Origin of the sequence: Spiribacter sp. 1M189, from assembly GCF_040838345.1 — a bacterium.
Taxonomy (GTDB): domain Bacteria; phylum Pseudomonadota; class Gammaproteobacteria; order Nitrococcales; family Nitrococcaceae; genus Spiribacter; species Spiribacter insolitus.
Genome location: NZ_JBAKFF010000001.1, coordinates 1,660,254 through 1,673,977 on the forward strand (window position 1 = coordinate 1,660,254; position 13,724 = coordinate 1,673,977).

General features: G+C 64.9%; 13 protein-coding genes. 10 read left to right on the plus strand and 3 right to left on the minus strand.

Features of this window, described 5'->3' with window-relative positions; translation table 11 throughout:
* Positions 1-8: 8 nt before the first annotated feature.
* Positions 9-542 (minus strand): peptide deformylase, encoded by a 534-nt coding sequence (gene def, locus V6X30_RS08390; RefSeq protein ID WP_367984163.1) that lies wholly within the window; start codon positions 540-542, stop codon positions 9-11.
* A 120-nt stretch (positions 543-662) separates the two neighbouring features.
* Here def and V6X30_RS08395 point away from each other — a divergent pair, with 120 nt between their 5' ends.
* Genes V6X30_RS08395 through moeA form a run of 8 tightly spaced genes read left to right on the plus strand, consistent with a single transcriptional unit; the run spans position 663 to position 8,249 of the window.
* Positions 663-1,064 carry a hypothetical protein gene (locus V6X30_RS08395; protein WP_367984164.1) on the plus strand — a complete coding sequence of 134 codons (402 nt, stop codon included), beginning with the start codon at positions 663-665 and terminating at the stop codon, positions 1,062-1,064.
* On the plus strand, positions 1,057-2,214 hold the full coding sequence (dprA, locus tag V6X30_RS08400; RefSeq protein ID WP_367984165.1) for a DNA-processing protein DprA: 1,158 nt from the start codon (positions 1,057-1,059) through the stop codon (positions 2,212-2,214). Before V6X30_RS08395 ends, dprA begins: the two co-directional genes overlap by 8 nt.
* Positions 2,211-2,684, plus strand: a complete 474-nt coding sequence (locus V6X30_RS08405; RefSeq protein WP_367978344.1) for a DUF494 family protein — start codon at positions 2,211-2,213, stop codon at positions 2,682-2,684. The genes dprA and V6X30_RS08405 overlap by 4 nt, the downstream gene beginning before the upstream one ends.
* A gap of 6 nt (positions 2,685-2,690) precedes the next feature.
* Positions 2,691-5,096 (plus strand): DNA topoisomerase I, encoded by a 2,406-nt coding sequence (locus V6X30_RS08410; protein WP_367984166.1) that lies wholly within the window; start codon positions 2,691-2,693, stop codon positions 5,094-5,096.
* Between the two features lies 1 nt (position 5,097).
* Positions 5,098-5,670, plus strand: coding sequence for an L-threonylcarbamoyladenylate synthase (locus tag V6X30_RS08415; RefSeq protein ID WP_367984167.1), 573 nt, complete (start codon positions 5,098-5,100; stop codon positions 5,668-5,670).
* A gap of 11 nt (positions 5,671-5,681) precedes the next feature.
* Positions 5,682-6,461, plus strand: a complete 780-nt coding sequence (gene yqeC / locus V6X30_RS08420) for a selenium cofactor biosynthesis protein YqeC (protein ID WP_367984168.1) — start codon at positions 5,682-5,684, stop codon at positions 6,459-6,461.
* Positions 6,461-7,027, plus strand: coding sequence for a molybdenum cofactor guanylyltransferase MobA (mobA, locus tag V6X30_RS08425; protein ID WP_367984169.1), 567 nt, complete (start codon positions 6,461-6,463; stop codon positions 7,025-7,027). Before yqeC ends, mobA begins: the two co-directional genes overlap by 1 nt.
* Positions 7,020-8,249, plus strand: a complete 1,230-nt coding sequence (gene moeA / locus V6X30_RS08430) for a molybdopterin molybdotransferase MoeA (RefSeq protein WP_367984170.1) — start codon at positions 7,020-7,022, stop codon at positions 8,247-8,249. The genes mobA and moeA overlap by 8 nt, the downstream gene beginning before the upstream one ends.
* Positions 8,250-8,270: 21 nt before the next feature.
* On the opposite strand, the gene moaA is transcribed toward moeA, so the two are convergent.
* Together moaA and V6X30_RS08440 are read right to left on the minus strand one after the other, a co-directional pair.
* Positions 8,271-9,302, minus strand: a complete 1,032-nt coding sequence (moaA, locus tag V6X30_RS08435; protein ID WP_367984171.1) for a GTP 3',8-cyclase MoaA — start codon at positions 9,300-9,302, stop codon at positions 8,271-8,273.
* Positions 9,299-9,733 (minus strand): molybdenum cofactor biosynthesis protein MoaE, encoded by a 435-nt coding sequence (locus V6X30_RS08440; protein WP_367984172.1) that lies wholly within the window; start codon positions 9,731-9,733, stop codon positions 9,299-9,301. Before V6X30_RS08440 ends, moaA begins: the two co-directional genes overlap by 4 nt.
* 162 nt (positions 9,734-9,895) lie before the next feature.
* On the opposite strand from V6X30_RS08440, the gene hemF reads away from it, so the two are divergent.
* Together hemF and aceE are read left to right on the plus strand one after the other, a co-directional pair.
* Positions 9,896-10,801, plus strand: coding sequence for an oxygen-dependent coproporphyrinogen oxidase (hemF, locus tag V6X30_RS08445; RefSeq protein WP_367984173.1), 906 nt, complete (start codon positions 9,896-9,898; stop codon positions 10,799-10,801).
* A gap of 229 nt (positions 10,802-11,030) precedes the next feature.
* A complete protein-coding gene (gene aceE, locus V6X30_RS08450) occupies positions 11,031-13,712 on the plus strand; it encodes a pyruvate dehydrogenase (acetyl-transferring), homodimeric type (RefSeq protein ID WP_408022361.1) in 2,682 nt (893 codons plus the stop codon).
* Positions 13,713-13,724 lie beyond the last annotated feature (12 nt).

Below are 13,724 nucleotides of genomic sequence, written 5' to 3' on the forward strand. Positions count from 1 at the left end.
CGCGCCGGTCAGACCGAACCCGTCTTGAGCGTCTGCTCGGAGCGCTGGCGCGCCGCTTTCTCGTAGCGCCGCCGGAGTCGTTTGCGCTTGAGCTCGGAGAGATAGTCGATGAACAGTCGGCCGTCGAGATGGTCGAGTTCATGCTGGATGCAGCGCGCCATCAGACCCTCGGCCTCAATCTCGAAGGCTTCGCCCTCGAGGTCCTGAGCGCGCAGGGTAACGGCATCAACACGCTCGACGTTGTCCGCATAGCCGGGGATCGACAGGCAGCCTTCCTCGGCGATCTCCCGGGCGTCCGCGCGATGGACGATCTCGGGGTTGATCAGAACCATCGGTTCGCTGCCGTCTTCACTGACATCCATCACGACAATGCGCTCGTGCACATCGATCTGCGTCGCGGCAAGCCCGATGCCGGGCGCGTCGTACATGGTCTCGAACATGTCACTGACCAGATCCCGGATCCGATCGTTGATGGTTTCCACCGGCCGGGCCCTGGTTCGAAGCCGTTCGTCGGGGTACTGAAGAATTTCGCGTTTGGCCATGGGAGTGTCCGTTGAGGGCCGCAGCGCGTCGCTGCCAGCCTCGGTCTGCCGATTTGTCGACAGTATACCGAACCGCCGCGGCCCGGGACCAGCAAATGCCTGAAAGAACAAGGGTGTGTCATGCTCTGTACGAAAGCTGCGCTGCGACTCGGTGGGATGCTTGCCTGTCTCGTCTGTCTGCCGCTGGCAGCAGAGCCGCCGGCGATCTTCCCGTCCGAAACGGATCTACCGCGGGTGATCCTTGGCGAGGAGGGCCGACGCCTGAGTGCCGCGGGAGACGCGATTTATGTGGCCGGACTCGGCGGCCGAAGTGCCAGTCGCTATTATCTGATCCGCCCCGGACCGGCACTGGCGCATGAAAGAAATCGACGGACCGGCCGCAGCAGCATCTACCTCGGGCAGGCGCGGGTGGCGAGTGGCGGCGACCCGGCCGTGCTGACGATCGAAACGTCGCGCCGGGAAATCCGGCCCGGCGATTACCTGCTCGCCATTGAGGAGGGCGCGCGGCAGCGCCATGAATGAGGATACACTCGAAGCCTGGCTGACATTACTCCATCTGGACGGCATCGGCCCCCGAATGACCGCGGAGATCATCGACGCCTACGGCGAGCCGGCGACCTACCTGGCGGCCAGCGAGGCTGACCGGGCGTCGCATGGGCTGCCGGCACAGGTCATTACCGCCCCTCGCGGGCTGGCTTCGGCAAGGGAGGGTGTCGCGGCGGACCGCCGCTGGGCCGAGCAAAGGGAATGCCATATCATTACGCGAGCCGATCCTCGCTATCCGGCGCGGCTCGCGGAGATTCCCGACCCGCCGCCGGTGCTGTTCGTGCGCGGTGACCCGGCGGTTCTGGAAAACCCTCAGATCGCTGTGGTGGGGACGCGAAACCCTACACCGGGTGGCATTGAGGCGGCCGAGGATTTCGCCGGCCGCCTGGCAGCCAGCGGGCTGACGGTAACAAGCGGGCTGGCGCTGGGCATCGACACCGCCGCCCACGAGGGGGCCCTGGTCGCCGAGGGCGGCATCTCCATCGCCGTCATGGCCACCGGCCCGGACCGCCTCTACCCGCGCGAAAACCAGGCGCTGGCCCGTTCGTTGGTCACACGCGGGGCGATCGTGACGGAGATGCCCGTGGGCACACCCGTCAATCGAGGGCTTTTCCCGCGCCGCAACCGCCTCATCAGCGGCCTCGCACTGGGCGTTCTCGTGGTGGAAGCCGGCCGTCGGAGCGGTGCGCTCGGCACCGCCCACCAGGCAGTGGAGCAGGGACGTGAGGTCATGGCTATCCCCGGATCGATTCACAACCCCGTGGCCAAGGGCTGCCATCAGCTGATCCGCGAGGGCGCACGCCTGGTGGAAAAAGCCGATGACGTCATCGACGAAATACGCAAGCTGCCGGACGGATGGATGATGACGACCCCGGACGGACCAGCGGCCGGGACGGGCGAAGAAAACACGGCAGACACCCCCGCAGACAGCGCGCTCGATGCCGACTACAGGGCCCTGCTTGATGCCATGGGACACGACCCGATCGGCTTCGAAACGCTTGCTGAGCGCACTTCATTGACGCCCGATATCCTTTCCTCCATGCTCCTGAGCCTGGAACTTATGGGCCATGTTGCGCCCTGCAACGGTGGTCATTACATGCGAATCAGCAATCGGGCAGGCGGATGAAAGAGAACGTCTTCGATATCCTGATGTACCTGTTCGAGCACTATTTTCACGACGCCGTCGATGTCGATCCGAACCGCGTAGAAATCGAGTCGGAACTGCGCGGCGCCGGATTTGCGGAACCCCAGATCCACAAGGCACTCAACTGGATCGATGCCCTGGCCGACAGCCGGGACCTGCCGGTCGCCACCGACAGTCATGGCGCGCTGCGCGTCTACACCGAAGCGGAGATGGCGAGGCTCGATGTGGAATGCCGTGGTTTCCTGATGTTCCTTGAACAGACCGGGATTCTCACGGCCAGTAACCGCGAACTCGTCATCGAGCAGCTCATGGCATTGGACGACGGAGCGATCGAACTCGATCAGCTCAAGTGGATCGTGCTCATGGTGCTCTTCAGCCGGCCGGGTCAGGAAGAAGCCTGCGCCTGGATGGAAAACCTTCTCTTTGAACATCCGAATCCCACTGCACACTAACCCTACATGGCCCATCACCTCGTTATCGTCGAATCGCCCGCGAAGGCGCGCACAATCAACAAATACCTCGGCAATGACTTCGAGGTCATGGCCTCCTATGGCCATGTGCGCGACCTGATCGCGAAGGAAGGGGCGGTCGATCCGTCTCACGACTTCGCAATGCACTACAGCCTGGTGGAGCGCAACGCCAAACAGGTGGACGCCATCGCCAAGGCCACCCGCAAAGCGGACTCGGTCTACCTCGCCACTGACCCGGATCGGGAGGGCGAGGCCATCTCCTGGCATCTGCTGGAGCTGCTGCGTGAGCGCGGCGTACTCAGTGACAAGCCAGTGCACCGGGTGGTCTTCTACGAGATCACCCGCGATGCCATCCGTGATGCCATCGAGCACCCGCGCGGCCTGTCGGGCGACCTGGTCGATGCCCAACAGGCGCGGCGGGCGCTGGATTACCTGGTGGGCTTCAACCTCTCGCCCTTGCTCTGGCGCAAGATCACCAGCGGGCTTTCCGCCGGGCGCGTCCAGTCGCCGGCGCTGCGCATGATAGTCGAGCGCGAGAAAGAGATCGAGGCCTTCGTTCCGCGGGAGTACTGGAGCATTGAGGCCGATCTGAATCGGGCCGGCACGGATTTCACCGGACGGCTCCATCAGCTGGACGGCGATAAAGTCGAGCAGTTCACGATCAACAACAGCGAAACGGCCGAGTCTGCCTCACGGCGGATTCTCGAGGCCGCGGGCGCCGACGCCTCGGCAGCACCGGGCGAGGCTCTGGGCGAGGGCGCCCGGGGCGAACTGCGCGTCACCCGGGTCGAGAAAAAGCAGCGGCGGCGCAACCCGGCGGCGCCCTTCATCACCTCGACACTGCAGCAGGAAGCCTCCCGAAAGCTGCGCTTCTCCGCCCAGCAGACCATGCGGATTGCCCAGCAGCTCTATGAAGGGGTGGACACCGGCAATGGCACGGTCGGCCTGATCACCTACATGCGAACCGACTCGGTGAATCTCTCCCAGGAGGCCATCCAGGGCCTGCGCAGCCTGATCGAGGCCCGCTTCGGCAAGGACAAGCTACCAGCCACACCCAATCAGTACCGGACCCGCGCGAAGAACGCCCAGGAGGCGCATGAGGGCATCCGGCCCACCGATCCCGAGCGCCAGCCGGAGGCACTCAAGGGCCACCTGAGCGATGATCAGTACCGCCTCTATGACCTGATCTGGAAGCGCACCGTGGCGTGCCAGATGATTCATGCCACCATCGACACCGTCTCGGTGGACCTGGCGGCCGGCAGCACGGCGAGCTTCCGAGCCACCGGCTCGACCATCCGGGATCCGGGCTTCATGGCCGTTTACAAGGAAGACGGCGATGACCGGGCGGCCGACGCCAGCGAGCGGATTCTCCCGCCGCTGGAGGAGGGGGATGAGATCCCACTGCTGGCGTTGCGACCGGAACAGCACTTCACCGAGCCTCCGCCAAGATACTCCGAAGCCAGCCTCGTGCGGGCACTGGAGGAGTACGGCATCGGCCGGCCATCCACCTATGCCTCGATCATCTCCACGCTGCAGGCGCGCAATTACGTCACGCTGGAGAACCGGCGGTTCAGGCCGACGGATACCGGCCGGGTGGTCACCAAGTTCCTCACCGAGCATTTCGACCGGTACGTCGACTACGAATTCACCGCCCGGCTGGAAGACCGGCTCGACGCGATCTCACGCGGCGAGAGCGAATGGGTGCCGGTGCTGCGGGAGTTCTGGGATCCGTTCCACGAGCGGGTCGAGGAAAAGCAGCAGGTATCGCGCGGCGAGGTCATGAAGGCCCGTGAGCTCGGTACCGACCCGAAGAGTGGCCGGCCGGTGACAGCAAGGCTCGGCCGCTATGGGCCATTCGTGCAGATCGGCACACGCGAAGACGAGGAAAAACCCCGTTTCGCCAGCCTCCGGCCTGGACAGAGCATCGATACCATTGCGCTCGACGAAGCCCTGGCATTGTTCACGCTGCCACGTGATCTGGGAACCACGCCGGATGGTCTTCCGCTGAGCGTGAACATCGGCCGCTTCGGCCCCTACGTCCGCTTCGGTGATCAGTTCGCTTCGCTGAAGAAAGACGACGATCCCTACACGATCGAGCGCGATCGCGCCCTCGAACTGGTCGAGGAGAAAAAGGAGAACATCGCCAGACGCACCATCCAAAGCTTTGATGACGGTGCGCTCACGGTGATGAAGGGTCGTTTCGGCCCCTACGTGACCGACGGTCGCAAACGGGCGAAGGTGCCGAAGGATCGCGAGGCCGAGAGCCTGACTCGCGACGAGTGCCAGGCACTGGTCGACGAAGCGCCTGAGCCGAAGGGCCGCGGTGGCAAGCGCAAGACCGCGACCAAGCGCAAGGGTGGTTCCAGCAGTCGGCGTCAGTCCGCGGGCAGCTGACATGACCTGCCCAACGCCTCGCCTGCGCCACATCCACGATGTCGTGCTGGCCGGCGGCGTGGGCGCCTATCCCACCGAGGGCGTCTGGGGGCTCGGTTGCGACCCGCTGAATACGGAGGCCCTGGCGCGCCTGATACGGCTTAAGGGCCGCGGCAGCGAAAAGGGCCTGATCGTGATCGCAGCGGACCTGGATCAGCTTGAAGATCTCGTGCAGTGGCCCGAGCGGGATGCAGTGCGCAATGCCATGCTGAGATCCTGGCCCGGGCCGGTGACCTGGGTCATGCAGGCCGCCCCCGAATTGCCGGCACTACTCACCGGCGGGCGAGCCACCATTGCCGTGCGTGTAAGCGCCCATCGTCCGGTCATCGAACTGTGCCGCGCCGTGGGCATGGCGCTTGTCTCCACCAGCGCCAACCGCAGCGGTCATCCCGCCTGTCGGCGCGGCTGGCGCGTTCGCCGGGTGTTCGGCAACAATCTCGACTGGTTTCTACCCGGACCACTGGGCGGACAGCGCGGCCCCTCGGAGATCCGCGAGGCTGGTACCGGGCGGATACTGCGTGCGGCAGCCGGCTAGCCGCGCTATCGATGCCAGGCTCACTGATCGACGCACTCGGCGCCCGCAGCGGGATCGTCTGCGCCGTCGGGGCAGGCGGCAAGAAAACCATCCTGCATCGCATCCTTGCCGACCACCCCGGTCGCGTCGGCCTCACGGCCACCGTGATGTCGACGTTTCCAGACCGTGGCATCGTGGACGCGCGACTGATCACAGAGCCATCCGAACTCCGGCAGCGTGTGCCGGGGTCCGCCAGGCATCACCGACGAGTGGCCTTCGCCCGCCCTGGGCATAAACCGGGCCGGGTTGCCGGCCTCGATCCCGATCTGGTCGCTGAACTGCATGCCCGAAGTCATTTTGATGTCAGCCTGGTCAAATCCGACGGTGCACGGATGCGGGGCATCAAAGCGCCTCGTGCCGATGAGCCCGTGGTGGTGCGGGGCTGCACGACACTGATCAGCGTGGTGTCCGCGGCGGTGATTGGCCAGGCGCTGGACGAGCGGATCGCCCACCGGGTCGAACGGCTCGGCGAGCTGCTCGGTACACCAACCGGCACCCTGATCACCGCAGTCCATATTGGAGGCCTCATCAGCGATGAGCATGGCGGCCGACAACGACTCGGCACCGCCCGCCATATCGCGGTAATCACTCACGTGGACGATGGCGGGCGCCTGGTGGAGGCCCGCCGCGCCGCCCGAATCGCGCTGGACTCGGCGACGCCGCCGGAGCGCGTCATACTGGCATCAATGACCGCCGCTGACCCGATCGCCGAGGTTATCGAGCCACCGCCCGCCGGGGAGACCGCATCCTGATGGCTGAACCCACAGTCAGTGCGGTGATACTCGCCGGGGGACGCGGGCGCCGCATGGGATACCAGGACAAAGGGCTGGTGGAATGCAATGGCCAACCGCTGGTGGCTCATGTGATGGCCGCCATCGCACCCTGCGTGGGCGACATCGCGATCAATGCCAACCGCAATCTCGACGAGTACGGCCGACTGAGCCGCCCGGTGATCAAGGATCGGCACCCCGACTATCCGGGGCCCCTCGCCGGAATCGCGGCCGGCCTTGACTGGTGCCCCACAGAGGCGTTGTTCGTCGTCCCCTGCGACACGCCGGGCATTCACGGCTGCTGCGTCGAGCGCCTCCGCGCGGCGCTGGACGGGGCGGAAATCGCCGTTGCCCACGATGGCCACCGGTTGCAGCCCCTTCATGCCCTGGTTCGGCGGCGCTGCCGCGACAGCCTGACCCGTTTCCTCGCGGCGGGCGGCCGACGGGTCGATCAGTGGATCGAGACACTGGACTGGCGGCAGGCGGATTGCTCCGACCGCCCCGAAATGTTTTTCAACATCAACTCGCCGGAAGCGCTCCATGACTGACCCTTGTGCAACCACTCCGCTCACCGTCGCTGAGGCGCTGGAACATCTGCGTACAGCACTCACGCCAATCACTGGCCATCGCCGTGTCGCCATCCGGGAGTCTCTGGGGCAGGTGCTGGCCGGGGAAATCATGGCCGACACGCCGGTTCCCGCGCATGACAACTCAGCCATGGACGGTTATGCGGTCCGCAATGACGACGCCGGCACTGACAGCCTGCGCTGCGTCGGTACGGCCTTTGCCGGCCAGCCTTTTACCGGTGGGGTCGCCCCCGGCGAATGCGTCCGCATCATGACCGGGGGTGTTATCCCGGCCGGTGCGACGGCGGTCGTCATGCAGGAGCGGACCGAGGCCCGGAGCGACAACATCACCCTACGGCAATGGCCCGAAGCGGGCGAGAACATCCGACGCGCCGGCGACGATCTGCAGGCCGGCGATATCATCCTGCCCACCGGTCGCCGGATCACACCGGCGGACCTCGGCGTGATGGCCTCCCTCGGTCGAGCGGAAGTCGATGTCATCCGGCCGTTACGCGTGGCTTTCTTCTCCACCGGTGACGAGCTTCGAGGGGTCGGCGAGGCGCTCGGGGCGGGCGATATCTACGACAGCAACCGCTACAGCCTCTATGGCATGCTCACGCGGCTGCAGGTCGAGCTGCTCGACCTGGGCGTCGTCCCCGACGACCGGATGGCCGTGCGCGACGCCCTGGCACACGCCGCCGCCCAGGCGGACGTGGTGGTCACCTCCGGCGGTGTCTCCGTGGGCGAAGCGGATTACGTGGGCCAGATCCTGCGGGAACAGGGCGAGGCGCATTTCTGGAGCCTTGCCATGAAACCCGGGCGCCCCCTCACTTTCGGTCGTTATGCCGGTGCCTGGTTCTTCGGCCTGCCCGGCAATCCGGTCTCGGTAATGGCGACGTTCACGCAGGTGGTCGCCCCGGCACTGCGTCAGCTCGCCGGCGAGACAGCGCGACCGCGGCCGCGTTTCCGGCTCCCCTGCCGTAGCAACCTGAGCAAGAAACCCGGACGGCAGGACTTCCAGCGGGGAAGACTGGTGGTTGGGGAAGACGGCTCACTGGAGGTGGAGAGCGTGGGCCGACAGGGATCCGGCATGCTGCGGTCGATGAGCATGGCGGACTGCTTCATCGTGCTACCGGCAGACAGCGGAGACGTAACCGCCGGCGAATGGGTCACCGTCGAGCCATTCGCCGGCCCACTGATCTGAGCCCGATGGGCCTGGAGTGGCTCAGCCCCCGATGTAGGACATCTCGATCCGGCGGGTATCCACGGGTCGCGTCTCGTGGGTCCGCAGCTCGGAGTAGCGGTCGCCGCGCCGCGACCAGATATTGATCAGTGCCTCGCGAATGGCCTCGTCGCTCTCACCGGCCCGCAGACGGTCGCGAAGGTCATGGCCCGCTCCGGCAAAGAGACAGGTGAAGAGCTTGCCCTCGGCGGACAGTCTGGCCCGGCTGCAGGTGCCACAGAAGGGCTGACTCACAGAGCTGATCAGGCCCACCTCACCGGCGCCATCGCGGTAGCGGTAACGGGCCACGACCTCACCGCGGTAATTCGGCGAGACCGGCTCGAGAGGCCAGTGGGCGTCGATACGCGCCATCACCTCCCGCGAAGGCAGCACCTGATCCAGTTGCCAGCCATTGCTGTTGCCCACATCCATGAACTCGATGAACCGCACGATATGCGGGGTGCCGCGAAAGTGTGCGGCCATGGGGACGATGTCGTGATCATTGACCCCCCGCTGCACCACCATATTGACCTTGATGGGTGACAGCCCGGCACGCTCGGCGTTCTCGATACCTTCGAGCACACGGGCCACCGGAAAGCCGACATCATTCATGGCGCGGAAGGTGGCGTCGTCTATGCCGTCCAGGCTGATCGTCACCCGCTTCAACCCCGCCGCCCTGAGCGCCCTCGCCTTATCGATCGTCAGCAGTGAGGCGTTGGTGGTGAGGCTGATGTCCTCAATCCCCTCCACTTCAGCCAGCATGCCGATCAGCCTGTCGAGATCGCGTCGGATCAGCGGTTCGCCCCCGGTCAGCCGGAGTTTGCGAACCCCCAGGGGGGTAAAGAGTCGGGCCAGCCGCTGGATTTCCTCGAAGGTCAGCAATTCGCGACGTGGCATAAACGCATGATTGGCGCCGAACAACGCCTTGGGCATGCAGTAGCCACAGCGGAAATTACAGCGATCGGTCAGCGAGACACGCAGATCGCGCAACGGCCGCTGAAGCTGGTCCGTCACCGTCGCGTCCGTCGTGGTCATTCCCCGGCTCCGGGCAGCGTCTCGCCCTGCAGGTACACCTCCGTGCCATCGGCATAGGCCTCCCGCTTCCAGACCGGGGCGGTTTTTTTCAGGGTGTCGATAGCGAAGCGACCGGCCTCAAAGGCTTCGGCACGATGCGCTGCGCGGACCACCACCACCACACTCAGATCACCCACCTCGAGCTTGCCGGTACGATGCCGAATCGCGCAGGAGAGAATGTCGAAACGCGCCATGGCCTGCGCTTCGACCTCGGCCAGCGAGCGCTCCGCGAGCGGTTCGTAGGCCGAATAATCGATGGCCGTGACCGCCTTGCCATCATGGTGACGCCGAACCGTACCACCGAAGACCACCAGTGCGCCGGCGTCCGGTGAGTCGCTTTGGGCAAGCAGCTCATCCAGATCGATCGCGGCACTGTCCACACGCTCGGTCATCGCCATTCATCTCCGGGGTAGCCTTGGCCATCCAGGGCAACAGGGCCCAGACTATCGGCAGCCTTCTCCGATTCAACCCACAACATGCCGGGGTGCTCCCTGCCTGTCCAGACACCGGTCGGGGTAGCATTGTTCTACGCCGGAAGAGAGATAAAACGACCCATGCCCGATATTGATCCCACTGCCGTAAGAGCCTATCTGCTGGATCTGCAGGACCGTATCTGTGATTCCCTGGCCGGACTGGACGGCGCGGGCTTCTCCGAGGACGCCTGGGATCGCGCCGCCGGCGGTGGCGGCCGGAGCCGGGTCCTCGCGAATGGCAACGTCTTCGAGCAGGCCGGGGTCAACTTCTCCCATGTCTTCGGCGATGGCCTGCCGGCCGCCGCCAGCGAGCGCCGTCCCGAGCTGGCCGGACGCGGTTTTCAGGCCATGGGCGTGTCACTGGTCGTTCATCCTCACAACCCCTGTGTCCCGACCTCCCACGCCAATGTGCGCTTCTTCCTCGCCGAGGCGGAAGGCAAGCCACCGGTCTGGTGGTTTGGCGGCGGCTTCGATCTCACGCCCTTCTATCCGTTCGATGAAGACTGCCGGCACTGGCACGAAGTGGCGCGGGACGCAGTCTCTCCCTGGGGCGAGGATCTCTACCCCCGCTTCAAGCGCTGGTGTGACGAGTATTTCCACCTGCCCCACCGCAACGAGGCCCGTGGCATCGGAGGCCTGTTCTTCGATGACTACGATCGAGGCGGTTTTGAATCGGCCTTCGCCCTCATGCGCTCGGTAGGGGATGGATATCTCGATGCGTACATGCCCATCGTCAAGCGTCGCAAGGACACCCCTTATACTGATCGCGAACGGCAATTCCAGCTCTACCGGCGTGGCCGCTATGTGGAGTTCAACCTGCTCTATGACCGCGGTACCAAGTTCGGTATCCAGTCCGGTGGCCGGACGGAGTCCATCCTCATGTCCATGCCGCCCCTGGCACGGTGGGAGTACGACTACCAGCCGGCCGAGGGCACGCCGGAGGCCGCCCTGACGCGGGATTATCTCCGACCCCGGGAGTGGATCTGATCCCGCTCCCGGCCCGACATCCCGCCATCGCCGAACCCAAAGCGGTCATATCGCTGTGACTGAGATTCTTAAATCATGGGGCGACATCGCCGCCGGGGTCGGGTAGCGTGGCGGACCGCAATGGAAAGGATTTTCCGCAGCGCAACAATAACCTACGCTGCACCAGGGTCTGGTCACGGAGGAATCTCCCCGCTAGGCTGACGGACAGCGATGAATGGAGAGGTGAGCGATGGCAGCAAGAATGAAGCCCATGCCGAGCCCCGGCGACCCGGATCCGCAGGAGACCCAGGAATGGCTTGAGGCCATCGAATCGGTCCTCGAATACGAGGGGCCGGAACGCGCACAGTTCCTGCTGGAACGCCTGGTGGACGCGACCCGCCGCAGCGGCGGCCAGCTCCCCTTCAAGGCCACGACGGCCTACCAGAATACGATCCCGGCGCATCATGAGCAGCCCTTCCCGGGCGACCGCGCCCTGGAGTCTCGGATCCGATCGATCATCCGCTGGAATGCCATGGCCATGGTGGTTCAGGCCAATCGGGACCGGGACGGCATCGGCGGTCACATCGCCTCGTTCGCCTCATCAGCGACGCTCTATGAGGTCGGCTTCAACCACTTCTGGCGGGCGCCCGGCGAGGATCACGGCGGCGACCTGGTCTTCATGCAGGGGCACTCGGCACCCGGCATTTACGCACGCGCCTTCCTCGAGGGCCGTCTCAATGAGCAGGACCTGAACAATTTCCGCGCGGATCTCGCCAAGGAGGGCAAGCCGCTCTCCTCCTATCCGCATCCCTGGCTGATGCCGGATTTCTGGCAACTGCCCACGGTCTCCATGGGGCTTGGCCCGATCATGGGCGTCTATCAGGCGCGATTCCTCAAGTACCTGCATAACCGCGGCATCGCCGATACCTCCAACCGCAAGGTGTGGGTGTTCTGCGGCGACGGCGAAATGGACGAGCCGGAGAGCCTGGGTGCCATCGGTGTGGCGGCCCGGGAAGGGCTCGACAACCTCATCTTTGTCGTCAATTGCAACCTGCAGCGCCTCGATGGGCCGGTGCGCGGCAACGGCAAGATCATCCAGGAGCTGGAGGGCGAATTCCGTGGCGCCGGCTGGAACGTCCTCAAGGTGATCTGGGGCGCCGCCTGGGACAATCTGCTCGCCAAGGACCACCATGGCCTGCTCCGGCAGCGGATGGAAGAGGCCGTCGACGGCGAATATCAGAATTTCAAGGCCAAGGGCGGTGCATACACCCGGGAGCATTTCTTCGGCAAATACCCGGAGCTCAAGGCGATGGTCGCGAACATGTCCGACGAGGACATCTGGGGCCTCAAGCGGGGCGGGCATGACGCCGCCAAGGTATTCAACGCCTATCGCGCTGCCACCGAGCACGAAGGCCAGCCCACCGTCATCCTTGCCAAGACGGTCAAGGGCTATGGCATGGGCGAGGCCGGCGAGGGCCAGAACATCACCCATCAGCAGAAGAAGATGGCGGAGAACGCCCTCAAGGACTTCCGCGACCGCTTCCATATCCCCGTACCGGACGAGCAGGTGGCGGATGCGCCGTTCTACAAGCCGGCCGATGACTCGCCGGAGATCAAATACCTGCGCGAGCGCCGCGAGGCGCTCGGCGGCTATCTACCCGAGCGCAGGATTACCGCCGAGCCGCTGAAAATTCCGGCGCTCTCGGCCTTCGATGTCCTGCTCAAGGACAGCGGCGATCGCGAAATGTCCACCACGATGGCCTTTGTCCGGGCGCTGTCCATCATTGCCCGCGACAAGGGGCTGGCATCCCGCCTTGTGCCCATCGTCCCCGACGAGGCCCGGACCTTTGGCATGGAGGGGCTGTTCCGCCAGGTGGGGATCTACTCCCCGAAGGGTCAGCTCTATGAGCCGCAGGACGCCGATCAGCTGATGTACTACCGGGAGGACAAGAAAGGCCAGATCCTCCAGGAGGGCATCAACGAGGCCGGCGCGATGTCGAGCTGGATCGCCGCCGCCACGGCCTATGCCAATCACGGCGTCGAGATGATCCCGTTCTATGCCTACTACTCGATGTTCGGCTATCAGCGCGTCGGCGATCTGTGGTGGGCCGCCGGCGACATGCAGGCCAAGGGCTTTCTGATGGGCGGCACCGCCGGGCGGACCACGCTGAACGGCGAAGGCCTTCAGCACGAGGATGGCCATAGCCATCTGATGACGGCCGCCGTGCCCAATTGCCGGTCCTACGACCCGACTTTCGCCTACGAAATGGCGGTGATCATCCAGGACGGCATGAAGCGGATGTACGAAGACCAGGAATCGGTCTTCTATTACATCACCATGATGAACGAGAATTACCATCAGCCCGCCATGCCGGAGGGCGCCGAGGAAGGCATCCGCCGGGGCATGTACCTGTTCCGCAAGGGTGGCCGCGGCAAGAAGCGCGTCCAGCTCATGGGCTCGGGCACCATCCTCATGGAGGTCATTGCCGCCGCCGATCTGCTCAAGGAAGACTGGGGGATCGACAGCGACATCTGGAGTTGCCCGTCATTCACCGAGTTGCGCCGTGACGGTATCGACTGCGAGCGATGGAATCTCCTGCACCCCGAGCAAGAACCGCGGGCACCGTATGTCCGGCAATGCCTTGCCGACTATCAAGGACCGGCCATTGCCTCGACGGACTACATGCGCTCCTACGCCGACCAGATCCGTCCCTACCTCGACCGGGACTATGTGGTGCTCGGTACTGATGGCTACGGCCGCTCCGACACCCGAGAGAACCTGCGTCGCTTCTTCGAGGTGGATCGCTACTACGTGACCGTGGCAGCGCTGAAGGCGCTGGCCGACGAAGGCACGATCAAGCCCGAGCAGGTGGGCAAGGCGATCGCCAAGTACAACATCGACACGGAAGCCCCTAACCCGACCACGGTTTAGGGACCGCTCAGG

Bases quoted from the DNA above. Each gene is read 5' to 3' on its own strand.
- moeA (WP_367984170.1), top strand. From the start codon at position 7,020: ATGACTGACCCTTGTGCAACCACTCCGCTCACCGTCGCTGAGGCGCTG.
- dprA (WP_367984165.1), top strand. From the start codon at position 1,057: ATGAATGAGGATACACTCGAAGCCTGGCTGACATTACTCCATCTGGAC.
- yqeC (WP_367984168.1), top strand. From the start codon at position 5,682: ATGCCAGGCTCACTGATCGACGCACTCGGCGCCCGCAGCGGGATCGTC.
- aceE (WP_408022361.1), top strand. From the start codon at position 11,031: ATGGCAGCAAGAATGAAGCCCATGCCGAGCCCCGGCGACCCGGATCCG.
- V6X30_RS08415 (WP_367984167.1), top strand. From the start codon at position 5,098: ATGACCTGCCCAACGCCTCGCCTGCGCCACATCCACGATGTCGTGCTG.
- V6X30_RS08405 (WP_367978344.1), top strand. From the start codon at position 2,211: ATGAAAGAGAACGTCTTCGATATCCTGATGTACCTGTTCGAGCACTAT.
- V6X30_RS08410 (WP_367984166.1), top strand. From the start codon at position 2,691: ATGGCCCATCACCTCGTTATCGTCGAATCGCCCGCGAAGGCGCGCACA.
- V6X30_RS08395 (WP_367984164.1), top strand. From the start codon at position 663: ATGCTCTGTACGAAAGCTGCGCTGCGACTCGGTGGGATGCTTGCCTGT.
- moaA (WP_367984171.1), bottom strand. From the start codon at position 9,302: ATGACCACGACGGACGCGACGGTGACGGACCAGCTTCAGCGGCCGTTG.
- V6X30_RS08440 (WP_367984172.1), bottom strand. From the start codon at position 9,733: ATGACCGAGCGTGTGGACAGTGCCGCGATCGATCTGGATGAGCTGCTT.
- def (WP_367984163.1), bottom strand. From the start codon at position 542: ATGGCCAAACGCGAAATTCTTCAGTACCCCGACGAACGGCTTCGAACC.
- mobA (WP_367984169.1), top strand. From the start codon at position 6,461: ATGGCTGAACCCACAGTCAGTGCGGTGATACTCGCCGGGGGACGCGGG.
- hemF (WP_367984173.1), top strand. From the start codon at position 9,896: ATGCCCGATATTGATCCCACTGCCGTAAGAGCCTATCTGCTGGATCTG.